The sequence below is a fragment of the Streptococcus urinalis 2285-97 genome (assembly GCF_000188055.2).
Classification (GTDB): domain Bacteria; phylum Bacillota; class Bacilli; order Lactobacillales; family Streptococcaceae; genus Streptococcus; species Streptococcus urinalis.
On the sequence record NZ_AEUZ02000001.1, the window covers coordinates 1,664,842 to 1,688,935 of the forward strand.

22 protein-coding genes are annotated in these 24,094 nt (G+C 34.7%); 2 read left to right on the forward strand and 20 right to left on the reverse strand.

What is annotated here, in order from left to right:
- Nucleotides 1–9: 9 nt before the first annotated feature.
- The 10 genes from STRUR_RS08520 to STRUR_RS08565 form a co-directional block, all read right to left on the reverse strand.
- Nucleotides 10–276, reverse strand: coding sequence for an ACT domain-containing protein (locus STRUR_RS08520; protein ID WP_006740270.1), 267 nt, complete (start codon nt 274–276; stop codon nt 10–12).
- Nucleotides 277–515: 239 nt separating this feature from the next.
- Nucleotides 516–752, reverse strand: a complete 237-nt coding sequence (locus tag STRUR_RS08525; protein ID WP_006739338.1) for a GlsB/YeaQ/YmgE family stress response membrane protein — start codon at nt 750–752, stop codon at nt 516–518.
- 10 nt (nt 753–762) lie between these two features.
- Nucleotides 763–1,692 carry a DMT family transporter gene (locus tag STRUR_RS08530; protein ID WP_006738915.1) on the reverse strand — a complete coding sequence of 310 codons (930 nt, stop codon included), beginning with the start codon at nt 1,690–1,692 and terminating at the stop codon, nt 763–765.
- Between the two features lie 45 nt (nt 1,693–1,737).
- The gene (gene gatB, locus STRUR_RS08535; RefSeq protein ID WP_006739725.1) at nt 1,738–3,177 is read right to left on the reverse strand and encodes an Asp-tRNA(Asn)/Glu-tRNA(Gln) amidotransferase subunit GatB; all 1,440 of its coding nucleotides are present in this window, start codon (nt 3,175–3,177) and stop codon (nt 1,738–1,740) included.
- Nucleotides 3,177–4,643, reverse strand: coding sequence for an Asp-tRNA(Asn)/Glu-tRNA(Gln) amidotransferase subunit GatA (gene gatA / locus STRUR_RS08540; protein ID WP_006738966.1), 1,467 nt, complete (start codon nt 4,641–4,643; stop codon nt 3,177–3,179). Before gatA ends, gatB begins: the two co-directional genes overlap by 1 nt.
- The gene (gene gatC, locus STRUR_RS08545) at nt 4,643–4,945 is read right to left on the reverse strand and encodes an Asp-tRNA(Asn)/Glu-tRNA(Gln) amidotransferase subunit GatC (RefSeq protein ID WP_006740259.1); all 303 of its coding nucleotides are present in this window, start codon (nt 4,943–4,945) and stop codon (nt 4,643–4,645) included. The genes gatA and gatC overlap by 1 nt, the downstream gene beginning before the upstream one ends.
- Before the next feature lie 126 nt (nt 4,946–5,071).
- Nucleotides 5,072–5,371, reverse strand: a complete 300-nt coding sequence (locus STRUR_RS08550; RefSeq protein WP_006739800.1) for a rhodanese-like domain-containing protein — start codon at nt 5,369–5,371, stop codon at nt 5,072–5,074.
- A gap of 24 nt (nt 5,372–5,395) precedes the next feature.
- Nucleotides 5,396–5,944 (reverse strand): cysteine hydrolase family protein, encoded by a 549-nt coding sequence (locus STRUR_RS08555; protein ID WP_006739971.1) that lies wholly within the window; start codon nt 5,942–5,944, stop codon nt 5,396–5,398.
- Nucleotides 5,945–6,065: 121 nt separating this feature from the next.
- Nucleotides 6,066–6,848: a GTP-sensing pleiotropic transcriptional regulator CodY gene (codY, locus tag STRUR_RS08560; protein WP_006739450.1), complete on the reverse strand. Its 783-nt coding sequence runs from the start codon at nt 6,846–6,848 to the stop codon at nt 6,066–6,068.
- A gap of 235 nt (nt 6,849–7,083) precedes the next feature.
- Nucleotides 7,084–8,298 (reverse strand): pyridoxal phosphate-dependent aminotransferase, encoded by a 1,215-nt coding sequence (locus tag STRUR_RS08565; protein ID WP_006738849.1) that lies wholly within the window; start codon nt 8,296–8,298, stop codon nt 7,084–7,086.
- A 155-nt stretch (nt 8,299–8,453) separates the two neighbouring features.
- On the opposite strand from STRUR_RS08565, the gene STRUR_RS08570 reads away from it, so the two are divergent.
- Nucleotides 8,454–8,906, forward strand: a complete 453-nt coding sequence (locus STRUR_RS08570) for a universal stress protein (RefSeq protein ID WP_006740012.1) — start codon at nt 8,454–8,456, stop codon at nt 8,904–8,906.
- A gap of 29 nt (nt 8,907–8,935) precedes the next feature.
- On the opposite strand, the gene STRUR_RS08575 is transcribed toward STRUR_RS08570, so the two are convergent.
- A complete protein-coding gene (locus tag STRUR_RS08575) occupies nt 8,936–10,315 on the reverse strand; it encodes a Cof-type HAD-IIB family hydrolase (RefSeq protein ID WP_006738533.1) in 1,380 nt (459 codons plus the stop codon).
- Nucleotides 10,316–10,386: 71 nt separating this feature from the next.
- Here STRUR_RS08575 and STRUR_RS08580 point away from each other — a divergent pair, with 71 nt between their 5' ends.
- The gene (locus STRUR_RS08580; protein ID WP_006740750.1) at nt 10,387–11,352 is read left to right on the forward strand and encodes an asparaginase; all 966 of its coding nucleotides are present in this window, start codon (nt 10,387–10,389) and stop codon (nt 11,350–11,352) included.
- A gap of 27 nt (nt 11,353–11,379) precedes the next feature.
- On the opposite strand, the gene STRUR_RS08585 is transcribed toward STRUR_RS08580, so the two are convergent.
- The 9 genes from STRUR_RS08585 to STRUR_RS08625 form a co-directional block, all read right to left on the reverse strand.
- Nucleotides 11,380–12,297, reverse strand: coding sequence for an aldo/keto reductase (locus STRUR_RS08585; RefSeq protein WP_006740311.1), 918 nt, complete (start codon nt 12,295–12,297; stop codon nt 11,380–11,382).
- Between the two features lie 113 nt (nt 12,298–12,410).
- Entirely contained in the window at nt 12,411–14,426 is a 2,016-nt protein-coding gene (gene recG, locus STRUR_RS08590) for an ATP-dependent DNA helicase RecG (protein ID WP_006739863.1), read from the reverse strand.
- Nucleotides 14,427–14,484: 58 nt separating this feature from the next.
- Complete coding sequence (locus STRUR_RS08595; protein ID WP_006740283.1) at nt 14,485–16,002, reverse strand: CHAP domain-containing protein; 1,518 nt, start codon at nt 16,000–16,002, stop codon at nt 14,485–14,487.
- Between the two features lie 74 nt (nt 16,003–16,076).
- Entirely contained in the window at nt 16,077–17,177 is a 1,101-nt protein-coding gene (gene alr, locus STRUR_RS08600; RefSeq protein WP_006739828.1) for an alanine racemase, read from the reverse strand.
- Nucleotides 17,174–17,530: a holo-ACP synthase gene (acpS, locus tag STRUR_RS08605; RefSeq protein WP_006739345.1), complete on the reverse strand. Its 357-nt coding sequence runs from the start codon at nt 17,528–17,530 to the stop codon at nt 17,174–17,176. Before acpS ends, alr begins: the two co-directional genes overlap by 4 nt.
- Nucleotides 17,531–17,583: 53 nt before the next feature.
- Nucleotides 17,584–20,115, reverse strand: coding sequence for a preprotein translocase subunit SecA (gene secA, locus STRUR_RS08610; protein WP_006738879.1), 2,532 nt, complete (start codon nt 20,113–20,115; stop codon nt 17,584–17,586).
- Nucleotides 20,116–20,224: 109 nt separating this feature from the next.
- Entirely contained in the window at nt 20,225–21,175 is a 951-nt protein-coding gene (manA, locus tag STRUR_RS08615; protein WP_006740194.1) for a mannose-6-phosphate isomerase, class I, read from the reverse strand.
- Nucleotides 21,176–21,293: 118 nt separating this feature from the next.
- Nucleotides 21,294–22,709 (reverse strand): glycoside hydrolase family 1 protein, encoded by a 1,416-nt coding sequence (locus STRUR_RS08620; protein WP_006740359.1) that lies wholly within the window; start codon nt 22,707–22,709, stop codon nt 21,294–21,296.
- Between the two features lie 49 nt (nt 22,710–22,758).
- Nucleotides 22,759–24,057, reverse strand: a complete 1,299-nt coding sequence (locus STRUR_RS08625) for a PTS sugar transporter subunit IIC (RefSeq protein ID WP_037595849.1) — start codon at nt 24,055–24,057, stop codon at nt 22,759–22,761.
- Between the last annotated feature and the right edge of the window lie 37 nt (nt 24,058–24,094).

Below are 24,094 nucleotides of genomic sequence, written 5' to 3' on the forward strand. Positions count from 1 at the left end.
TTTTTTCTCCTATAGATTATGCATAGCATCAAATATGGCAGCACTTTGGATATTAATTTTAACATTCAAAGTTTTACCAAATTGAGTTAAATCATCACGCAATGTTGTAAAATCCAAATGATTTTCAGAAGAAACAACCGCCATCATTGTAAAATATTCGTCTAAAACAGTTTGTGAAATATCATCAATATTTAGACCCAACGCTGCAATTTTTCCAGAAACTCCTGCTACTATTCCTTTACTATCTCTTCCTACTACTGTGATAATTGCTTTCATACCATGCCTCCATAATTTTTTTATATTTTAGCATAAAACATTTTAAAAAACTATTTTATTTTCAAAAAAGCTGATTACAGCAATGATTTTGTAATTAAAGGACATATTTTTGTTATCTAAATATTACATAAATTATTTATAATAAGCTTGTAGCCTGAAAAATTTAGAAGATAAGACATCTAATGCTACTTTTGTCGTTTCGACTATATGAAAAAGAGCTAGCTTTTGCTAGCTCTTTTTTAGCGTTTATCAAGAAAATAAGCAACCACTGCTACAACTATTACTGCTCCTAGAATAGATGGAAAAATAGCCATTTTAGCTAAATGTGGTCCCCAATTTCCAAATAGTGCTTGACCTACTGAAGAGCCAATAAGCCCAGCAGCAATATTAGTAATACATCCCATGCGATTATTATTTTCAGTTATTCTACCTGCAATGGAACCAATAATGGCGCCTACAATTAATGACAAAATCATAATGTCTCCTTTATATTTCAATGTCATCTCGAACTATTTTGACAGCTTCTTTGTTAATTACTTTATCTCTTAAACTGATTATTAAAACAGCTGCTAATATTAGTGTCATTCCTAAAAAGTCAATAGGATAAAAATGTTGTTTAATAATTACAATTGCAAAAACAACTGATGCTATCGGCTCGACACATGCTAATAAACTTCCTTTAACAGGACCGACAATTGTAGTTCCCATCAAAAACACGGTATAAGCAAAAACAGTTCCCACCCCAATGATACCAAACAAAGCAAGTATTGTTTTACTATCATATGATACATGGTATTGCCATGATTTGGTAATAATTGGAAAAATAATTCCTGCAATTAACATTCCAAGTCCGATAACACTCAAACTTCCCCATTTTTTTATGAGTTGAGCTGGCAATATAATATAAACAGAATAAGTAAATGCAGATAATAATCCCCAAAAGAGACCTTTAGGTGTCATTGCCATATGTGTGATTTGACCATGTGTCGACATGATTAATGTCCCAGAAATAGCAAAGAGTATTGATAAAAGCTCTGCAAAAGTTGGCAATTGTTTCTTGGTCAGTGATACATAAAGTAAAATGAGAACTGGTGACAGGTATTGTAATACTGTAGCTGTCCCAGCATTAGTAAATTTGATTGCCGACAAAAAAGCAAGTTGATTCATTAACAATCCTAATATACTAAAGATAAAAAGTGTCAATATGTTTTCTTTTTTCTTGATTAGTGATATAAATTTTTCTTTTTGAATGAGAAAAGCTAAAAATGTTATCACAATACCTGAAATCAAGAGTCTCAAAGAAGTCAAAAGATTAACTGCCATCCCGTGTGACATGAGATACTGACCAGATACACTCGAAATACCCCACGCTGTTCCAGCAGATAAAACCAGAAGAGTTCCATATTTAACTTTCATATGCCATCCATTGAGTTTGAGAAAAAATCAGTTTAGACTGATTTTTTAGTCTTTTAATTTAGCTAGTTCTTGTGCTAATAAAGTCAAGGCAACTTGTGGGTTTGCTTGACCTTTTGTCGCCTTCATTAAATAACCTGTAAAAGCTTTATCAGCATTGCGTTTTCCTGCTTTAAAGTCAGCAACTGCAGCTTCATTATCTGCAAAGACTTGATGAATAATAGGAATAAGTACGTCTGGATCTGAAATTTGAACCAGTCCTGCTTTCTCGACATAATCACGCGCAGAACCGCCATTTTTAGCCAAATGCACAAAAACTTTCTTAGCAATTTTAGATGAAATGGTACCATCTTCGATGATAGAAATCATTTCAACTAGATTCTCAGGTGTCAATTCAATTTCTAAAATTGATTTAGATTGACTATTTAAGAATTGTGCGACTTCACCTTGTAACCAATTTGAAACTTGCTTAGCATCACCACCAATTAAAACTGCCTTTTCAAAAAAGTCAGACAAGGCTTTTGTTGCTGTTAATTGCTGTGCATCATAAGCTGATAAGCCTAATTCAGAAACATAACGTTGACGTCTTTGAGCTGGAAATTGCGGCAAATCTTTTCGCATTTCTTCTATCCAAGCATCATCAACTTCAAATAATGGCAGATCAGGTTCTGGGAAATAACGGTAATCAGCCGCACCTTCTTTAACACGCATCAAGATTGTGCCTTTATTTGCTTCATCATAACGGCGTGTTTCTTGACGAATAATACCACCTGAACGCAATAGTTTCGCTTGACGAGCAACTTCAAATTCTAACCCTTTTCGAACATTAGAAAAGGAGTTTAAGTTTTTCAATTCAGTTTTTGTTCCAAATGCTTCTTGTCCGTATGGTCTTAATGACACATTGGCATCAACACGCATTGATCCTTCTTCCATTTTGACATCTGAAATACCAGTATATTGGATAATTTCTTTTAATGCAGTTAGATAAGCATAGGCTTCTTCAGGCGATCTCATATCAGCTTCTGAAACAATCTCAATCAAAGGAACACCTTGACGGTTTAAGTCAACATAAGAATAACCATCTGTTCCATGAGTATTTTTCCCTGCATCCTCTTCAAGATGAGCACGTTCAATTCTAATTTTTTTAGTCGAGCCATCTTCTAAATTGATATCAATCCAACCATCATAACCAATTGGCTCATCAAATTGAGAAATTTGGTAAGCTTTTGGATTGTCAGGATAAAAATAATTTTTGCGGTCAAAGTGCATCTTTTGATGTATAGACATATTTAAAGCCAGAGCAGCTTTAATACCCGCATCAATCACACCTTTATTCATTACAGGAAGTACTCCTGGGAAAGACCAGTCAATGACATTTGTATTGGTATTTGGATTTTCCCCAAAATGAGCTGAAGAAGGTGAGAAAATTTTTGAATTTGTGTTTAATTCAACATGGACTTCTAATCCAATTATCGTTTCAAAATTCATTAGCGTCCTCCTTCAAAAATAATTGGTTGTTGTTTATGATAATCTGTACTTGCCTCAAAAGCAGCAGCAACTTGATAAATGACTTCTTCTGAGTACTTAGGTCCAATTAATTGTAAGCCTACTGGAAGTCCTTCAACAAATCCTGAAGGAATTGAAATTCCAGGTAAACCTGCTAGATTAACCGGTATTGTTAATAAATCAGCTAAATACATAGCAACCGGGTCATGACTTAATGTATCTAAATCAAATGCAACATTTGGTGTAGTTGGTCCTAAAATTAAATCATAGTCAGCAAATACTTTGTCAAAATCTTGAATAATTAGTGTTCTCACTTGACCTGCTTTTTTAAAGTAAGCATCATAGTAACCTGATGATAAACTGAATGTCCCAAGCATTATACGACGTTTAACTTCATCACCAAATCCTTGACTTCTCGTATTCACATAAATCTCTTCTAAGCTTTTAGCATCATCTGCTCTAAAACCATAACGAATACCATCAAACCGTTGTAAGTTAGATGATGCTTCTGAAGATGCAATGATATAATAAACTGCAACCCCATATTTACTATGTGGAAGACTGACTTCCTCAACTATGGCACCTAATTTTTCAAATGTTTTAGCCGCTTCTAAGATATTTTCTTTGATTTTAGGGTCAATACCTTCACCAAGATATTCTTTTGGTAAGGCAATTTTCATCCCTTTAATATCTTTGCCAATCTTACTAGTATAGTCCCCCACTTCAATAGGTGCAGATGTTGAATCTTTGCTATCTTGGCTGGCAATAACATTTAATAGCTGTGCATTTTCTTTGACAGTCGGAGCAAATGGCCCAATTTGATCTAATGAAGATCCAAACGCAATCAACCCATAACGCGAAACAGAACCATAGGTTGGTTTCAAACCGACAATCCCATTAAAGGCTGCTGGTTGACGAATAGAACCTCCTGTATCAGATCCTAGAGATAAGCGAACTTGTCCTGATGCTACTGCTGTAGCTGAACCACCTGAAGAACCTCCTGGAACTTTTGTTTGATCCCAAGCATTTTTGGTCTTTTTAAAGTAAGATGTTTCTGTTGATCCGCCCATAGCAAACTCATCCATATTGGTTTTCCCAATCAGAATCATTCCTTGGTTTAAAGCATTTTCGACAGCTGTTGCATTAAAAATTGGTTCATAATTATATAACATTTTAGAAGCAGCTGTTGTTAAAATACCAGATGTTGAAATATTATCTTTAACTGCTAAAGGAATTCCACTCATTAGATTTGATGCATCAATTCCAGATTGGTCGATTGCTTCGGCTTGCGCCAACGCTTTTTCTTCAGCAATTGTAATAAAAGAATCAACTAATTCTTCTCTCTTTTTGATATCAGCAAGCGTTTCTTTTGTCAATTCAGTGGCTGAAATTTCCTTTTTTACAAGGAGATCATGTAATTCTTCAATTGTCTTATCATGTAATGACATTATGCATCTCCTCCATCTTCTAAGATTGCTGGAACTTTAATATAATGCCCTTCTTTTTCAGGGACATTTTTAAATAGTAATTTAGGTTCTGTTCCTTTTTCAGCTACATCTTGACGAATAACTGTTTTACGATCAGCCATTGTTGAGGTGATGGCTACGCCTTCTGTGTCTACTTCATTTAAGAGTTCAACCATATCGACTATTTTTGTCAAAGTTGTTGCAAATTCTGTTGTTTCTTTATCAGAAAAAGATAACTTTGATAAATGAGCAACATGGCGAACTTCTTCTTCAGAAATTTTCATTTCGTGTCTCCTTGTATTTCTGCAAGTTCTTATATGTCAATAAAAAGACATAGTCTAGTTTATTATATCACACTTTGATTAATTTAAGCTGGCTCCTTGCCAGATTATATCGAGTGAAATAAAACATTATGAACGAGGAAACATTTCACCCCAAGCTAATGTTCCACCCATAACATCAACAACATTATATCCATGATCTGCTAAAAATTCAGCAGCTTTTCGTGAACGTGTCCCACCTTTACAAACGATGTAGTAGGTATCTTCTTTATCAAGAGACATTTTGTCGTGGTAGACATCACTAAGTGGTATGTTTTTTGCACAAGGGATATGAAAAGAATCATATTCTTCTTTTTCACGAACATCTATTAGATTGATAGCTTCTTTTGCCATTAGTTCGTTTAATGATTTTACTGAAATAGTTTCCATAGTCTATACATCACTTTCTTTGATTTAGACAATGCATTTTGCACCTAAAACTGTTAGCATATGATTAATTGCCCAGTTATGGTCTGTCTCATTTATACTTGCTACTGCACTTGGTGATAGTTCAATTTTATAACCTAGTTGGTAAGCATCAATAGCAGTATGCAAAACACAAATATTCGTCATGACACCTGTTATCATAACCGTATCAATACAACGTTCTCTTAACCTAATATCCAAATCAGTTCCTGAGAATGCAGAATAATGCCTTTTGTCTAACCAGTATATCTGTTCCTTGTTTTTATGTTTTTTATAAAAATCACCTAATTGCCCATAAAGATTTCGACCAGCACTGTGTTTAAGATTATGTGGTGGAAATAAACGAGTCTCTGGATGATAAGTGTCTTTTTCTTCATGACAGTCAATAGCAAAAACAATAAAATCACCAGCATTAAACGCAGCTTCAGTTACTTCAGCTATAGCAGTTTCAATTAATTGAGCTGGTTTTCCAACAGTTAATTTGCCTTCATCTGCTACAAAATCGTAAGTGTAATCAACTGAAATAACAGCTTTCATTTTCATCCTCTTTTCATTCAACTTTTTCAAATTGGAAATAGCATACCTTAATCTAATAAGGGTGTCAAGAAAAATATAACATCAAAAAAGCCTAAAAGTCAGATGCTTTAGGCTTTTTTTATTAGAATTCTTGCAATTTATCGAAGATACCTTCATTGATAACCTTTAGGTAAGTTCCTTTCATACCTAATGAACGACTTTCAATAATACCCGCACTTTCAAGCTTACGTAAGGCATTTACAATCACTGAGCGTGTAATCCCAATACGATCAGCGATAACTGATGCCGTAAGACGTCCTTCATTGCCATCAAGTTCTCCTAAAATAGCTGCTACAGCTTTCATTTCAGAATATGACAAAGTATTGATTGCCATATTAACAGCCGTTTGTTTACGGATGGTTTCTTCAAGGTTTTCAGTTTGAAGATTCAATAGTTGGATACCAACAACGGTACTTGAAATTTCAACAAGAATTAAATCATCATCGCTGAATTCTTTATCATTACGCCAGATGATAAGTGTCCCTAGACGCATACCACCACCGTAAATAGGTGCAATAGTTGTCAAACCATCTGGATAAATATCTTTTGATTCCACTGGAAAGACTGTTAAGTCATTTTCAACAGGTAAATTTGCTTCAGTATCGTAAATGCGACTAGCAGATTTCACATATTCTTCTGGAAATTGTTTGGCTTCGAAAAATTCTTCAACACGATCAGTGTTTGTTTTATATTTCATCGCATAACCTAACAATGCACCACCACCGTTGATAATACATGCATTACAATCAATGATATCAGCAAGCTGTGCTGCCATAGTATTATAAGGTAATTCAGAATCAAGACTGTCAACTGTGCGTTGTAAAATCGATGTAATACGACGTGTTTGTTGTAATAAATTTGGCATTCTTTCTCATCCTTTGAATAATTTTGCGTCTCAATTATAACAAAGAGGATTTGATTATGCAAGGAATTATCAGAAAATTATTTACTTTTTTGATAATTCCTTGCAAGCGAATTCATTTTTAAAAAATTAGAAAATTAGAAAATTAGAAAATTAGAAAAATCCCTCCTAATAAAGGAGAGATAAGCTTACTTATCCTATTTCTCTACTTATCGAAACATAAAGATTAGAAAATAAATTATCTTCTATATTTTGAAAGAACACGAGTGATCTTTTCTTGCACTTCTGACAATTCTGAAACAGTTGGTAGATAGACTATTCTAAAATGATCAGGATTTTTCCAGTTGAATCCTCTACCATGAACAAGCATGACTTTTTCTTGTTTAAGCAAATCAAGAACAAACTGTTCGTCATCATCTATGCGATAGATTGACTGGTCGATTTTTGGAAAAATATATAATCCAGCTTTGGGTTTCACCGCTGAAAGTCCCGGAATATTATTAATAGCGTCATAAATGAAATTACGTTGTTCAAAAATACGACCACCTGGAAGCAAGAGCTCATCAACAGATTGGTGACCTCCTAATGAGGTTTGCACCACTTGCTGAGCAAGAACATTTGAACAAAGGCGCATATTAGCTAACATGTTTAAGCCTTCAATATAACCTTTTACATGGTTTTTAGGTCCAGAAAGCACCATCCAACCAACACGAAAACCAGCTATTCGATGTGATTTAGAAAGACCATTCATGGAGACACAAAAAACATCAGGTGCTAGGCTAGCAATGGCAATATGTTCGCCGCCATCCATAACCAACCTATCATAAATCTCATCTGCAAAAATGATTAGATCATTTTGACGAGCAATGTCAACAATTTCTTCTAAAATCTCTTTAGGATAGAGCGCTCCTGTTGGGTTATTGGGATTAATAACTACAATCGCTTTAGTCTTACTTGTGATTTTTGATTTGATATCATCAATATCTGGATACCAGTCTGCCGACTCATCACAAAGATAATGAACCGCATTTCCACCACCTAGACTGATACAGGCTGTCCAAAGTGGATAGTCTGGCATTGGAACCAAGACCTCATCATCTTGATCTAAAAGTGCTTGAAGTGACATTGAAATGAGTTCTGAAACACCATTACCTAAGTAAATATCGTTTATATCGACATCTGGTATCCCTTTTAATTGAGAATACTGCATAATCGCTTTACGAGCAGAAAATAATCCTTTACTATCTGAATAGCCTTCAGATTGTCTGGCATTTAAAATCAGATCACGAATGACTTCATCAGGAGCTTCAAATCCAAATGCAGCTGGATTACCTGTATTTAAGCGAAGAATCTTTTCACCATTGGCAATCATTCTATCTGCTTCGTCTAATACTGGACCACGGATATCGTAAGCAACATGAGCTAGTTTGGATGATTTATCAAAAGTTTTCATAGCTTTTTTACCTCGTAAAATATATTATAAACCAATTTTTTTTAAATTGAAAGAGTTTTCTATGAGAGGTATTTCTAAGAAAAGATTAATCAAACGCTTTCAATTCTTTCAGAAAAGAGGTATAATATTATCATAAAATCAAGGAGGGCAAGAAGATGTCTCAAAAATATGAACGAATACTTGTTGCGATTGATGGTTCCTACGAATCTGAATTAGCCTTTGAAAAAGGCGTCAATGTCGCACTCAGAAACCAAGCAGAATTGCTTTTAACTCACGTCATTGACACAAGAGCCCTACAAAGCGTCGCAACTTTTGATACTTACATTTATGAAAAACTTGAACAAGAAGCTAAAGATGTTTTGTCTGACTATGAAAGACAAGCACGTGAAAAGGGTCTCACAAATGTTCGCCAAGTTATTGAATTTGGAAATCCAAAAACCTTGCTTGCGATTGATATTCCTGACAAAGAAAAAGTGGACTTAATTATGGTGGGAGCAACAGGATTAAACACCTTCGAGCGACTTCTTATTGGTTCATCCTCAGAATATATCTTGCGCCATACTAAAGTGGATATGTTAATCGTTCGTGATAGCGAAAAAACACTTTAATAAAAAAACTCCAGACTGACTGGAGTTTTTTATTTTTTCAGTGATTTTTGCATTTGTCGATCAACTTCTTTTTTGATGTCTTGTTCAGGTGCAAATTTTTCTTCCCAATCATCAGGTTTCAAAATCTTATGCGTTATTGGGTCAAAATGCGCTTGCCCATCTGGAAATATCTTTCCCATATTAGCTTCATGAACAATTTCAAAAATAGGTTTTGGATCAACACCCATTAGCACAAATGAGCCATAAGTAAAATACAAAAGATCCATCAAAGCATCAACTTGACCAACCAGTGGCGTTTCTGCATGCTCTTTTGACTGTACTTTTTGACTTGCCTTATCAATCGCTTGATGTAAATTTATGAGAGATTGTGTAAAGTCTGCTTTATCTCCTTGGCTAGAAGCATATAAAAACTCCACAATTTCTTCGACTTTAAAATCTGCTCTATGACCAGCTTCTTCTAATGAATAAACTTTTGGTGTCTCAACTGTCTCACCATCCATTAGACGATGAAAATCTTTAACTTTATTGAAACTATCATCACGACTGGTGAAAGATTTTTCAACATCTAAATGAATGAGTCCATAATGCGCTAAAGCTTTTGAAATGCCATCATTATTGTTAGATGCAGTTGTGTAATCAGATTTTTCTTTAACCAAATCCGAGGCATTCCCCATAGCAATGCCTAAACCAACTTCTGTCAACATTTCTATATCATTATCAGAATCTCCAAAGGCAAGGACTTGGGATAAGTCGAATCCAAACATATTACCTAAACGCTCGATACCTTTAACCTTTGATTGTCCCAATGAAATAAGGTCAGCAGAATAGGGACTACTTCTCGTCAATTTTAAATGAGGAAATTTTTCTTGAATGACTTGACTCTCAGACTCTGTAGCCACCATCACGATTTGATAAACAGGTTCTTTCATAATAGTAACTAAATGGTCGAAACTTTGTGGTTTAAATCGTCTAACTAAATGTTTAAAACTCCCCTCAACAGTCTTGGCCATTTTTTTAGGGACAACGGTGCTTACCATTTGTCCAAAAGAACTTGTTCCCATATCAATAATGCGTGAACCAATAAGTCCAGATGATGTTCCTAGAGAAATTTCTTTTTTTCGATCATTAGCAAATCGTATGACTTTATATATGGATGATTTTGGAAGTTGATTTTGATAAAGAACTTTATCTCTGGTCAAAATATATTGACCATTATAAGTAATGGCAAAATCCAGATTTAAATTTTCAATATAAGGCTGCACAAAACCAGGACCTCTACCAGTGGCTAGGCCGACAAAAATCCCTTGTGCTTTTAACCGTTGAATCGCTCTTTTAGTTGATTTTTGGATACTTTTACGGTCATTTAATAATGTGCCATCAATATCAAAAAATACTGCTTTAATTGCCAAAACCTTTTTTTGCTCTCTTCCTTTTATGTTAAAATAGATTATAACACAATTTTGAAAGAAGTTTGAAAACAATGAAAAAAATTCTTGTTCTCCATACTGGTGGCACTATCTCTATGACTATTAATGAAGATGGTCAAGTTGCTACTTCTGAGACAAATCATCTATTGGCTCCTTCAGATTTGAAGTTGCCTAACATTCATCTAACAACAATTGATTTTTTCAATATTCCTAGTCCTCATATGACACTAAAGCACATGTTAGCACTTTATCAAGAAATCAAATCTAAAGCTGATCAATTTGATGGTGTTGTTATTACTCACGGTACAGACACTCTAGAAGAAACTGCTTATTTTTTGGATACTATGTCAATTCCTAATATTCCAATTATCATAACTGGAGCAATGAGAAGTTCTAATGAAATTGGAAGTGATGGCATATACAATTTTATTACAGCACTCCGAGTGGCCAGTCATCCTAAATCTCATGATAAAGGTGTCCTAGTTGTGATGAACGATGAAATCCATGCCGCTAAATATGTCACAAAAACCCATACAACCAATATTTCAACCTTTCAAACACCTACTCACGGTCCGCTTGGTATTGTCATGAAACATGATATTTTATTTTTCAAAACTGCTGAACCACGAATTCGTTTTGATTTAAAAGCTATTTCTGGAACCGTTCCTATTATTAAAGCTTATGCTGGAATGGGACGAGGTAGTATTATTAGTATTTTAGGTCCTGAAAATGTTGATGGTGTTGTAATTGAAGCACTTGGAGCAGGAAATGTGCCACCAAGTGCTGCTCGTGAATTGTCTGAGCTAATTGAGAAAGGTGTCCCAGTTGTTCTGGTATCACGCTGTTTTAATGGTGTTGCCGAGCCTGTCTATGCTTACGAAGGTGGAGGTGTTCGATTAGAAGCATCAGGTGTTATGTTCGTCAAAGAATTAAACGCCGCTAAGGCTAGACTTAAACTTATCATCGCTCTAAATGCTGGGCTTGAGGGAAATGAGTTAAAAGAATATATTGAAGGTTAAAAAAGATAGGTCAAACCTATCTTTTTTTTATGGTAATTGATTTCCAGCACTTCTATATATATCATACCATTCAGATCTTTCTAAGTTAACATCATAGGCTTTGGAAATTTTTGCAATTCTCTCAGGATTCATTGATCCAATAATAGCTTGCATTTTTGCAGGATATCTCAAAATCCATGCTATGATGATAGCTTCATCAGATACATGATATTTTTCAGCATATTTTGAAATCGTTTGATTCAATTCTTTATACTCTGAATTTCCTGAAAACAAACCTTTTTCAAGATCAATTTGAAACGGAGACCAAGCCTGAATAGTCATTTTTTTCAAACGACAATAGTCAACAATACCATTTTCATGATCCACACTAGCTTGATTTTTCATATTCACATTAAAACCAGAATCAAACATTGGCGTATGAGCAGGCGATAACTGCAATTGATTAACAGCAAGTGGTTCTTCTAAATAACTTTGTAATAATTCAATTTGAAAACGATTTTGATTGCTAACTCCAAAATGTCTTACTTTTCCTGACTTTTTAAGCATAGAAAATGCTTCAGCAACCTCATCAGGCTCAACTAATGTATCTGGACGATGTAAAACTAAAAAATCTAGATAATCCATGCCCAATCTTGTCAAGATACCATCAACTGAAGTCACAATATGCTCTTTTGAGAAATCAAAATAACCTTGTCTAATGCCACATTTTGATTGAATGAACAATTGATCACGACTAATATTAGTTTCTTTTAGAGCTTTTGCAAAGGTTATTTCAGACTCTCCTCCACCATAAATATCAGCATGGTCAATGAAGTTAATACCATTGTCAAATGAACTATTGATGACTTTAACAGCAGCATTAGTATCTAAAGAAGCCATGCGCATACAACCTAAGGCAATTCTAGACACTTCAAGGTCCGTTTGTCCAATTAATTGTGTTTTCATCTTTTTTCCTCACTAAAAACTTTTATTTTCGTTAGTATAACATTTTTGAAATCGTTTTACATGATTTACCTTAACAAATTAACTAATATCCTTCATTTTTAATAAAATAAATGTTAATCAAAATCACCGTGCTCTTTAAGGTGTTTTACAATCACAGACCAATTAGGATCATTCCTCCAATGGGTATGTGAGACTATTTCAGAGGATACTCGTCTAGCCTCTTCCATGATATTAAAATCCTCAACAATATCAGCTATTTTAAATTCTGGAATGCCTGATTGTCTTGTTCCAAAAATTTCACCAGAACCTCGCATTTTTAAATCTGCCTCTGCTAACTCAAAGCCATCATTTGTTTTTGTCATGATAGTCATTCGTTCTTTACCAGATTCAGTTTTTGGATTTGCTACTAAAATCACATAAGATTGCTTTGTTCCTCGTCCGACACGCCCTCTCAACTGGTGTAATTGACTGAGACCAAAACGATCTGCATCCATGATAACCATGATAGTTGCATTCGGAACATTCACACCAACTTCAATAACCGTTGTTGACACTAAAATATCGATATCTTTTGCTTTAAAAGACTGCATGATTTTCTCTTTTTCATCATTTTTCATTTTCCCGTGAAGTAAGGCGACAGTTGCTTGTCCTGAAAAGTAATTTTTCAATTCTTCTTCTAATGCAACAGCATTTTTTAAATCTAAAGTTTCAGATTCCTCTATTAAAGGCGAAATCACGTAGATCTGAGCTTCCTTTTGGACTTCTTTTTTTAACCATTCAAGTACAGTATCAAATTGCTGATGTTTTACCCATCTCGTTATGATCGGTTTTCGTCCAGCTGGAAGTTCGTTGATTATTGAAACATCCATTTCACCATAGGTTGTTATGGCTAATGTTCTTGGAATTGGCGTTGCTGTCATCATAAGTACATCTGGATTTTCTCCTTTTTCTCTAAATAATCGCCTTTGATTAACCCCAAATCGATGTTGTTCATCTGTGATAACCAAACCTAAATTAGCATAATTAACACCATCTTGAATTAAGGCATGAGTCCCAACAATCATATCAACTGAGCCATTTTGTATAGCCTTTAAGAGGGGCTTTTTTTCTGCTACTCTCATCCCAGATTTTAATATCGCAATAGATAAATCAGGAAATAATTCCCTTAGACTCATATAATGTTGTTCTGCTAAAATTTCCGTTGGAACCATTAAAGCAGACTGAAATCCTGCTGTATATGCAGCATACATAGCCAAACTAGCAATAACGGTTTTCCCTGAACCAACATCACCTTGTAACAGACGATTCATGTGTGCACCGGATGACATATCCTTTAAGATTGCTTCTAAACTTACCTTTTGAGCTTTTGTTAACGTAAAAGGAAGTTGGTAAATCTTCTGATTAACTAATTGTTGTTTAAAAGGGATAGCTATACCATTTGTCAATTCTTTGTTCTGTGCTTTAAGCAATTGCAAATGCATTTGGAAATAAAATAATTCTTCAAATTTAATTCTTCTTAGAGCTTGTTTATATTCATTAATATCTTTTGGAAAATGCATTGCTCTAACAGCTGTTTTTCGATCAAGAAGTCTATATTTTTTTAATAGTAAATCGGGGAGATTTTCATCAAGTTCTTCAAGCAACTGGGTGTTCATAGCTGATTTTATTGCTTTAACAAGAGAAGACTGACTAATTCCCTGAGCGACATGGTAAACAGGTTGCATATCATCTTCCGTTTGAATAAGAATTTTCATACCTGTAATCGCTGTTTTCTTCTGATCCCATTTCCCAAATACTGCAATATCTTGGCCTAACTCTATTTTATCCGCTAAATAAGGTTGATTAAAGAATGAAATATTAATAACCACTTCATCTTGCTTCAATTTAAAACTGAGACGGTTTCGTTTAAAACCGTAATATTGAACATTTGCTGGTGTAACAACCTGACCAACTATAACAGCTTTTTCCCCATCTATTAGGTCAAAGACTTTTTTCTGTTTAAAATCTTCGTATCGAAATGGAAAATAAAGTAACAGATCTTTTATAGTAATGATCTCAAGCTTTAAAAACTTCTCTGCTGATTTTGGTCCCAAACCTTTAAGTTCTGAAATTGGGCTATTTAAATCCATCTTAACCTCTCATTCTTAATGTTATTATAACAAAAAAACTGAGTCTAGCTCAGTTTCTTTATTTTTTACCAATAACATAAGTTAATTGACTAGCTTGTTCAGCCGTAAAAGTTCTGTAAGAGATAACACCTAAACCAAGACAATTGGACTCTGAAATGAGGACTGAACCGTCTTCACGTACTTGTTCGACGATGGCAACATGCCCATAAGTTCTATCAGCACCTGCTTGTCCAGGTGAAAATGAAACGGCATATCCTACTTCCGCTTTATGACTAGTTGTATAACCAGCTTTATGTTGCCAGCTTCCACCATTGCCCATATATGGGTCATAGTGATACCCCAACTCATTTGCCCGGTTATAAACATACCAAGTACATTGTCCCCAAGCATATGTTGCAGCTGTGTAATTAATAACAACATTTGCCTTCATTGTTTTGAAACCAACTGGAACCATATCAAAACTTGTAGATGATTTTAACTTAAGTGATTCAGGAATAGCTGGTGTTCCCCCATGTTGATCAATCCAGCGATCAATTTCTTCCATAATACGAGCACGTTTTTTACCACTATCGCTTGTATCAGTAAAGTAGACACCACCATCTAAGGCAACATCTAAGAAACCTTGTGACAGTTTTTTTGCTTTTTGGTCTTGAATGGCAAAGGATTGATTTTGATTTTGTAGAATGGTTTCTTGAGTTAATTTTACAAGTGCCTTTTCATCATTAAAATGACGTGCAAAGTTTGGATTAGAATCAAATGCCGCATAGCCAAACATATTGGCACCTTTATGTGTTGCGACACCTGCAGTTCCAAGTGAACTTTCAGCTATAGCAATAGCGATGATCGCTCTGACATCAAGTCCACTTATTTTTTGCCATTCTAATAACTTTTGTCCGTTTATGCGATTGGAATCATAATGAATACCAGTTGATTGTAAGTAGCCATCTAATTGTTGAGCTGTAATACCATAACGTTTTGACATTAAATGATGTGTATAAGCATTTCCACTACTCCAGTGTTCTACATAAGCATCTGCTACATTTACAGAAGGTAAATTGATCGTATCAAAAATGGCAGAACTCAGTTGTTGTGTATTCGTTTCTTTAACAACAGGGACTGTATTGGTTTTCTCTTGACTGAGATTTGGCGAAACAGTCTTAGATGGAATAACTTGTTGACTAACACTATCACTTTTTGGTACTTGTGTAGACTTTTTATTTTTAGTCTCTTCTAACTTATCAGGCATTTCAGATGTTTTTGATGTCTGATTAGCATTGACATCTTGACTCTGACTAGTCGTTTCAGTTTTTGCATTACCATTAGAATCACTTGGTTTTGTCAAGGATTGTGATGTTGGTACAGTGCTAGATTGACTTAAGTCTGTACTTAATGATTGAGAAGTTTGTGTCTTTTCTGAAGAACTCTCGTTATTTTCAGGGACACTTTTGACTGACTCTTCTGATGTTAAATGACTTTCATTTGCATTAGTCTCTTCAGCATATGCTTGTAAGACATTTGCATTTGGTGATAATACTGCCATTAGCATCATCAGAGTGAATATTTTTTGTTTTTTCATATATTCACTTTCTTTATTTTTTCTCTAATCATTATAACATTATTTTAAAATTTGTCTATTAAATTATATATTAATTAGTATTTTCTTGGTATTCTATCACTTAATAAGCACAAGACTTCATAATTGATGGTATCACAATAGTTAGCAATATCTGTAGCTGTAATTACCTCATTATTACTTCTACCAATTAAAACAACTTTAGTGCCTAAGGGTAGTTTTTTGGGTAATTTTATGGTAATTTGATCCATCGAAACACGACCAACAATTTGACAATATTGACCATCTACTAAAACTGAAAAATCTTTTAAATGTCTAGTCCAACCATCAGCATAACCAATCGGAACGGTCCCAATTATTTCTTGATTTGTTGTTTCATATGTTGCACCATATCCAATTTTAGACCCTTTTTCTAATTCTTTGACATGTATTAATTCTGATTCTAAACTTAATGCTGGTTTCAAAGGATATGGCAACTCAAGATCTTTACCACTTGGATTTAAACCATAAATAACAATTCCTAAGCGTACTGCATTAAATATAGTTTCAGAATGCCAAAGACTTGTAGCTGAATTACTTGCATGAACACATTTAGGACAATTATCTATATTAGATAGGATAGATTTAAAACGACTTAATTGTTGATTAAAATAGGTTTCTGATGCTTCGTCAGCAGTCGCAAAATGAGTAAAAATACCATCAACAATAACACCACATTCACTTAATGCTTTCAGTAGTTTATTTACTTGATTTGCATTTCTTACTCCTATTCTTCCCATGCCTGAATCCACTTTAACATGAACATGTAAACCAGATAGGTTTATGCCAAGTTTTTTTGCTTCCTCTAACCACTCATGACTGGCTACTGTTAAAGTAATCTTATTTTCTTTTGCTAGTAAAACCACTTCAGGCATTACAACCCCTAAAATTAAAATTTCTGTGTCGATACCTGATTGTCTAAGCTCTATTGCTTCATCAAGATTTGATACACAAAAGCCATCCACTTGTTTAAGAAGGTGTTTTGATACTTGTACAGCACCATGACCATATGCATTTGCTTTAACAACTGCATAAACTTTTTTATCCTTTGCGATATGACCTTTCACTTGAGAAATATTAAACGAAATAGCATCTAAATCAATCTTAGCTATTGTCGGTCTGTGAATACTTGAAATCATCTTACATCCTCCAAAATGACACTTGCTTCAACATAGTCACCACTGTGTGAGATACTGATGTGGGCTTTGCCATCAAAATTTAATTTTGAGAAGTAGGGTACGCCTTTGTCATCATTCAATATTTCAATATCTTGAAAAGACAGTTGACCAATTCCCGTACCAAGGGCTTTCGAAAGAGCTTCTTTCCCAGCCCATCTTCCAGCTAAATAAGTCATTCGCCTTTGACCTTTTAAGCTTTCAAACTTTTCTTTTTCCTGTTTCGTTAAAACACGACTGGCAAATGAATGATGTCTCTGATAAGCATTCTCAATTGCAGAAATGTTTTGTAAATCTATTCCATGTCCAATTATCATTATTATTCCCAAAAAAACTAGCAAAGGCTAGTTTTTCTTTCTTTTATTGATGATTAATAGCGTTTTTTACCATGACAGTTTTTAAATTTTTTACCTGAACCACATGGGCAAGGATCGTTACGGTTAACATTACTAAAATCAATGTCACCTTCCAAATCATCAAAGTCTAATTTTTTAGCTTTAATATTTTGAGCTGATGTCGTTGTCACGCGCTCAGTTGAACGTTCTCTTTCTTGCTCATGAATTTGTGCTTTCATCATCGTTCTTGTGACGTCAAATTCAATTGCACCAATCATATCTTGGAACATTCTAAATCCTTCTGACTGATATTCAACAACTGGATTATTTTGGGCGTAACCACGTAGACCAACTGATTGTCTCAATTGATCCAATGCATCAATATGATCTGTCCATTTATTATCCACAACCATTAATATCAAGACTTTTTGGAATTCAAGAATAGCATCTTGATCTTTCAGTTTTGAAATTTGCTCTTCATAGACTTTATATGCTCGGTCTACAAGATATGACTTGATTTCAGCATCTTTTTTACCTTTAAGATCTTTAATACCAATTGATTCTTCTGAAACGAGATTGGTTCTTGCAAAAGTCAAGATAGCTTCTAAAGCATCATTACGATTACTTCTACTATGAGCATCAACCGCACGATTAATCGTTCGTTCAATCATTGCTTTTATTTCAGGAGATAAATCACGGTTAGCTGTAATCACATCACGACGATTGGCATAAATGATTTCACGTTGTTCTCTCATGACATCATCGTATTGCAAGACTTGCTTACGCGTATCATAGTTATTACCTTCAACACGTTTTTGAGCTGACTCAACTTGTCTTGAAAGCATTCTTGACTTGATAACCAAATCTTCGTCATCAGTCTTCATACGGTCAAGGAAAACTTTAATTCGTTCTGAACCAAATCGTTTCATCAAATCATCTTCTAAGGATAGATAAAATTGTGATTCACCAGGGTCCCCCTGACGTCCAGAACGCCCACGTAATTGGTTATCAATACGACGACTTTCATGACGTTCCGTACCAATAACGCAAAGGCCGCCTAATTCGCGAACACCTTCACCAAGTTTAATATCAGTACCACGACCAGCCATATTGGTCGCAATTGTAACCGCTCCGCGTTGACCGGCATTCATGATAATTTGTGCTTCTTTGAAGTGGTTTTTAGCATTTAAAACTTCATGAGGGATTCCTGCTTCGACAAGCTTTTTCGAAATGTAATCACTTGTTTCAACAGCCACTGTACCTACAAGGATTGGTTGTCCCTTCTCATGACGTGCTTTGACATCAGCTACTACAGCTCTGAATTTTGATTCTAATGTAGGATAGAGCAAATCAGTATTATCAAGACGTGCAATTGGTTTGTTAGTTGGGATTGGAATGATTCGCATATTATAAACTTCACGAAACTCTTCTTCTTCCGTCTTGGCAGTACCAGTCATACCTGCAAGTTTTTTGTACATGCGGAACATATTTTGGTACGTAATGGATGCACTTGTTTTTGACTCTTCCTGGATACGAACGCCTTCTTTAGCTTCAATAGCTTGGTGAAGACCATCAGAGAAACGACGACCTTCCATTGTACGACCCGTAAATTGATCAACAATTAAAATTTCACCTTCTTCACTGACAACATAATCAATATCAAGAAGCATGATATAGTTAGCTCGTAAAGCATTATCCACAAAGTGAGTCAATGCTACATTCTCAATATCATACAAGTTAGCAAGACTAAAGTAAGTTTCAGCTTTATCAATCCCTGAATCAGATAATCCAATGGTTTTAGTTGGAACATCAATGATATAATCTTCTTCTGATAACGTTTTAACAAACATATCAGCACGGATATAAAGTTGATTTGTTTCAGAACTTACTGCACCAGAAACAATCAAAGGTGTTCTTGCTTCATCAATAAGAACAGAGTCAACTTCATCGACAAGTGCGTAATTAAGTGGTCTTTGAACCATATCTTCTTGACGAACTACCATATTGTCTCTTAGATAGTCAAAGCCAACTTCTGAGTTTGTTGAGTATGTAATATCACATAAATAAGCGTCACGCTTTTCAGCGGGTGATTTAGCCGCTAAATTGATCCCAACTGATAAGCCCAGCCAGCTATAGACTTCACCCATTTCAGTTGCATCACGAGTTGAAAGGTATTCGTTGACCGTAATAACATGTACCCCTTCACCTGCTAGTGCATTTAGATACACTGGCATTGTGGCAGTCAACGTTTTACCTTCACCAGTACGCATTTCTGGGACATCACCATTATGGAGAACAACCCCCCCCATAATTTGGACACGGTAGGGATATAACCCTAGAACACGTTTTGCAGCTTCTCGAACAACAGCAAAAGCTTCTGGAAGTAATTGGTCTAATGTTTCACCATTTTGATAACGATTTTGAAATTCTGGAGTTTTTGCTTGCAAGTCGGCATCTGATAAATTTGCCATTTCATCAGCATATGACTCTACTTTTTTTGCAATTTTTTCTAATTTTCTTATTTCGCCTTTGTCATTTTCAATGACTTTGCGTAGAATATTTGCCATTCTAATTCCTTTCGAAAGTCTTATCGTTTCATTTTATCATAGTTTCCTTAAGTGTACAAGAATGCATCATTAAAACGAACTATGTCTCCACTAAAGAAAGTTAAAGAAATTATTTTGAATTAGGATGACTAGCAATTATCCTTAAATCACCAGAAATTTGCCATGAAGAAACATCATTTGGCAATATGAAATGACTACCTTTAGTTAGTGCATAAGTCTGCCCATCAACGACTATTTCACCTTGTCCTTCTATTACACTGACCAACAAGTATGGAGCTACTTTTTTAAAGTTTGTCTCACCTGAAATTTCCCATTTATAAACTGTGAAAAATGGATTTGAAACAAGCACCGTATTGCTCAAATGATCACTAAGGACACAAGCTGGAGTACTATTATTAGGTTCCCCAATGGTTAAGACATCAATTGATTTATCAATATGCAGTTCTCGTGTTTGACCATTGGCATCTTTGCGATCAAAATCGTACACTCTATAAGTCGTATCACTAGATTGTTGCGTTTCTAAAATAAGGATGCCTTTCCCAATAGCATGCATTGTACCACTTGGAACATAATAGAAATCACCAGCTTTAACAGGAATTTTTGTTAACAAATCATCCCATTTCTTAGCTTCAATCATTTGTCGTAATTCTTCTTTAGTCTTGGCATTATGTCCATAAATAATTTCAGCACCAGGTTCGGCATCAATGACATACCAACATTCCGTCTTACCAAGTTCACCTTCATGTTTCAAACCATAAGCATCATCTGGATGAACTTGTACACTTAACCAATCATTAGCATCTAAGATTTTAGTTAATAATGGAAAGACTTTTTCTTTAGGATTTCCAAAAAGAGTTGGAACTTCTTGATATAACCTGTCTAGTGGCATATCTTTGTATTTTCCATTTGATACTGTCGATACACCATTGGGATGTGCAGAAATAGCCCAATATTCTCCTGTTGTTTCAGTTGGAATATCATATCCAAATTGTTCCTTTAGTTTCGTTCCACCCCAAATTTTATCATGCATTTTTGCTTTTAAAAATAATGGTTCTGACATATTCTCTCCTTAGATTTCTTTTTTTCTATTATAACACTTTTAAACTCTTTTTTTGATTTGCCTTAGCCTTTTTATTGTAGCAAAAAGCTTTAACAATCGTTAAAGCTTTTCAATTATTCTAGCTATTAAAAACTGTTTCATCAATTAAAAATTGGTTACTATCAATCATATTTTTCATCCAATAACCTGATTTTTTTATTGTCTTAGTTTGAGTATGGATATTATTACTAATTAAACCATAACGATTGCGATAAGCATTGGCCCATGACCAACAATCAATCGGCGTCCACAAGTGATAACCAATACAGTGGCTACCCTCAGAGATTCCTTTTTGTAACCAATAGAGATGTTCTTTGATGAATTGAATGCGGTAGTCATCTTCAATCATACCCGCTTCATTCATGAAACGTTCCTCTTTAGAAACGCCAATTCCATTTTCACTCATATACCATTTTATATTGCCATAGTTTTCTTGAATATCTTTTGCAATATCATAAACAGCCTTTGGATAAATTTCCCAACCCTTATCAACATTCATTCTAGCCATAGGCATATCGTAGGATTGCCAATATTTATTTGGAAGAAAATCTACTGCTAAACTATTAGGAGAATACTTAGGTCTTTGCACACGATTAGGATGATAAAAATTTACCCCTAAAATATCAATGGTATTATTTTTAATAATTGTCAACTCTTCTTCAGTTGATTTCCAAAGTGCATTTTCCTTTTTCAAAATAGAAACGAGTTCTTCTGGAAAATAACCTTTACTACTGGCATCCATAAACATACGGTTATACCATAAATCTGCAATTCGTGCGGCTTCTAAATCTTCTGGTGAGTCACTCGCTGGATAAGCAGGAGTCAAGTTCAAAATAATACCAATTTCACCCTCTAAATTTAGTTGTCGATACCTTTCAATAGCTTTACTACTTGCCAACTGTAAATGATAAGCCACCTGAACAGCTTTATACCCATCTACTATTTTAGGATAATGAAATTGCTCTAAATAACCCCCTTCAACTACAACTAAAGGTTCATTATGAGTAAACCAATACTTAACTCTATCACCAAAAAGTGTAAAACATTTTTCAGCAAAACCAACAAAAAGGTCAACTACAGGCCTACTTTCCCAACCACCATATTGATGCAATAAATCAACAGGTAAATCAAAATGATGTAGATTAAGGATAGGTTCAATACCATTTGCGATTAATTCATCAATAACATGATTATAAAAATCAACAGCTTCTGGATTAACCTCATTTGTCTCTAAATTTTTAATTAAACGCGACCATTGAATAGACGTCCTAACACTATTTAGCCCGCAAGCCTTCATCAACTTGATATCTTCTTTATAATCATGGTAAAAATTCGAAGCTGTATCTGGACCAACCTGATCATAAAAATCTTCTGGCGATTTAGCATACCAATAATCCATGACATTTTGATGAGGTTTTTTAAAAGAGCCTTCAGATTGCGGCCCACTCGTTGCAGCACCCCACCAAAAATTTTTTTCAAAAGTTACTGTTTTCATGACATTACTCCTTTAGTAAAAGAGTTAGTTAGACTAACTCTTTTTTCAGTTATAAATCTTCAACATTAGTGCGATCAATCATTTTCAAGAATGGGAACCATATCAATGCAATAGCCACTACCTGAACTAATTGTAAAACTGCACCCATAATTGAATTGGTTGCTAAGAAACCAGAAACAAAGATTGGCATCGTCCAAGGTACTTGTGCCCCCGTTGTTAAAGGTACCAAGCCACTTGCAAATCCAAGATAAGCAATGATGGCAGATACAATTGGCGCTAAAAGCCAAGGAATGACAATGCTAGCATTCATAACCATTGGTAAGCCAAAAATAACGGGTTCATTAACATTGAAAATACCTGGTGCCAAAGCAAAACGACCAACCTCTTTATATTGTTTATTTTTCATAATAAAGGCCATCATGATAACCACAATCAGAGTTGATCCTGAACCACCAAGTCCAACAGTAAAAGTATCCATGAAAGATTTAGTGACAATGTGACCATGTTTAGCTAGAGCATCTGCTCCTTGTTGGGTTAATTGCGCATTGTCTAGCATGTTGGTTTGCCAAAAAGGTTCAAAAACAGAATTAACAATAACTTGACCATGTAAACCAAAGAACCAAAGGAATTGTACAAAGAAAATAGCAATAACAGTAGCAAATAAACTTGTTCCAAGACCAGTTAGAGGTTTTTGGATAACATTATAGATAACATCATGTAGATTCGTATTAAAAATGGTTACCATCAAAGCATTAACAATCAAGAAAGCTAATAAAGTCCCAATTGCTGGAATTAGCGCTGAAAAAGATTTTGAAACTGCTGGTGGTACACTATCTGGCATCTTAATCGTAAAGCCACGTTTTGTTAAGTAAGCAAAAAGTTTTGCTGCTAAGAATGACGCAATAATCCCTAGGAACATTCCTTTTGCTCCCAAACGATCAAGACTTAGAGCACCTGTAGCTGTTGCGGCAACTTTTCCTTTTGCATCTAAAACATCAAAGAAAAAGGGTGTTAAGATCAGAAATGCTGCTAAAGACACAACGGCACTATAAATAGCTTCTTCCAATTCTTCAGATTTAGCCATATAATAACCAATACCTAAAGAGACAAAGACTGTCATAATTGACATCGTAGCACTTTGACCATTGCCAAATATTGTTCCAAATTGTGTTTTTAAACTATCTGGCCAAAATGGTAGGTTATTAAAGACAACTATCAATGACCCAAACATGGTTAAAGGGAATGATAGCATAAAGGCATCACGTAAGACTAATAAATACTTGTTATTCCCAAGCATTGTTGCGATGGGTAGTATTTTTTCGCTTAATTTATCCATAAATTTATTCATGGCATTTGCTCCTTCTTTCAACAAAACATTAATTTGT

Coding starts and splice junctions, on each gene's coding strand:
- STRUR_RS08595 (WP_006740283.1), bottom strand. CDS start 16,002: ATGAAAAAACAAAAAATATTCACTCTGATGATGCTAATGGCAGTATTA.
- STRUR_RS08520 (WP_006740270.1), bottom strand. CDS start 276: ATGAAAGCAATTATCACAGTAGTAGGAAGAGATAGTAAAGGAATAGTA.
- STRUR_RS08525 (WP_006739338.1), bottom strand. CDS start 752: ATGATTTTGTCATTAATTGTAGGCGCCATTATTGGTTCCATTGCAGGT.
- STRUR_RS08625 (WP_037595849.1), bottom strand. CDS start 24,057: ATGAATAAATTTATGGATAAATTAAGCGAAAAAATACTACCCATCGCA.
- STRUR_RS08580 (WP_006740750.1), top strand. CDS start 10,387: ATGAAAAAAATTCTTGTTCTCCATACTGGTGGCACTATCTCTATGACT.
- STRUR_RS08530 (WP_006738915.1), bottom strand. CDS start 1,692: ATGAAAGTTAAATATGGAACTCTTCTGGTTTTATCTGCTGGAACAGCG.
- acpS (WP_006739345.1), bottom strand. CDS start 17,530: ATGATAATTGGACATGGAATAGATTTACAAAACATTTCTGCAATTGAG.
- gatA (WP_006738966.1), bottom strand. CDS start 4,643: ATGTCATTACATGATAAGACAATTGAAGAATTACATGATCTCCTTGTA.
- alr (WP_006739828.1), bottom strand. CDS start 17,177: ATGATTTCAAGTATTCACAGACCGACAATAGCTAAGATTGATTTAGAT.
- secA (WP_006738879.1), bottom strand. CDS start 20,115: ATGGCAAATATTCTACGCAAAGTCATTGAAAATGACAAAGGCGAAATA.
- manA (WP_006740194.1), bottom strand. CDS start 21,175: ATGTCAGAACCATTATTTTTAAAAGCAAAAATGCATGATAAAATTTGG.
- gatB (WP_006739725.1), bottom strand. CDS start 3,177: ATGAATTTTGAAACGATAATTGGATTAGAAGTCCATGTTGAATTAAAC.
- STRUR_RS08550 (WP_006739800.1), bottom strand. CDS start 5,371: ATGGAAACTATTTCAGTAAAATCATTAAACGAACTAATGGCAAAAGAA.
- gatC (WP_006740259.1), bottom strand. CDS start 4,945: ATGAAAATTTCTGAAGAAGAAGTTCGCCATGTTGCTCATTTATCAAAG.
- STRUR_RS08570 (WP_006740012.1), top strand. CDS start 8,454: ATGTCTCAAAAATATGAACGAATACTTGTTGCGATTGATGGTTCCTAC.
- recG (WP_006739863.1), bottom strand. CDS start 14,426: ATGGATTTAAATAGCCCAATTTCAGAACTTAAAGGTTTGGGACCAAAA.
- STRUR_RS08555 (WP_006739971.1), bottom strand. CDS start 5,944: ATGAAAGCTGTTATTTCAGTTGATTACACTTACGATTTTGTAGCAGAT.
- STRUR_RS08620 (WP_006740359.1), bottom strand. CDS start 22,709: ATGAAAACAGTAACTTTTGAAAAAAATTTTTGGTGGGGTGCTGCAACG.
- codY (WP_006739450.1), bottom strand. CDS start 6,848: ATGCCAAATTTATTACAACAAACACGTCGTATTACATCGATTTTACAA.
- STRUR_RS08585 (WP_006740311.1), bottom strand. CDS start 12,297: ATGAAAACACAATTAATTGGACAAACGGACCTTGAAGTGTCTAGAATT.
- STRUR_RS08565 (WP_006738849.1), bottom strand. CDS start 8,298: ATGAAAACTTTTGATAAATCATCCAAACTAGCTCATGTTGCTTACGAT.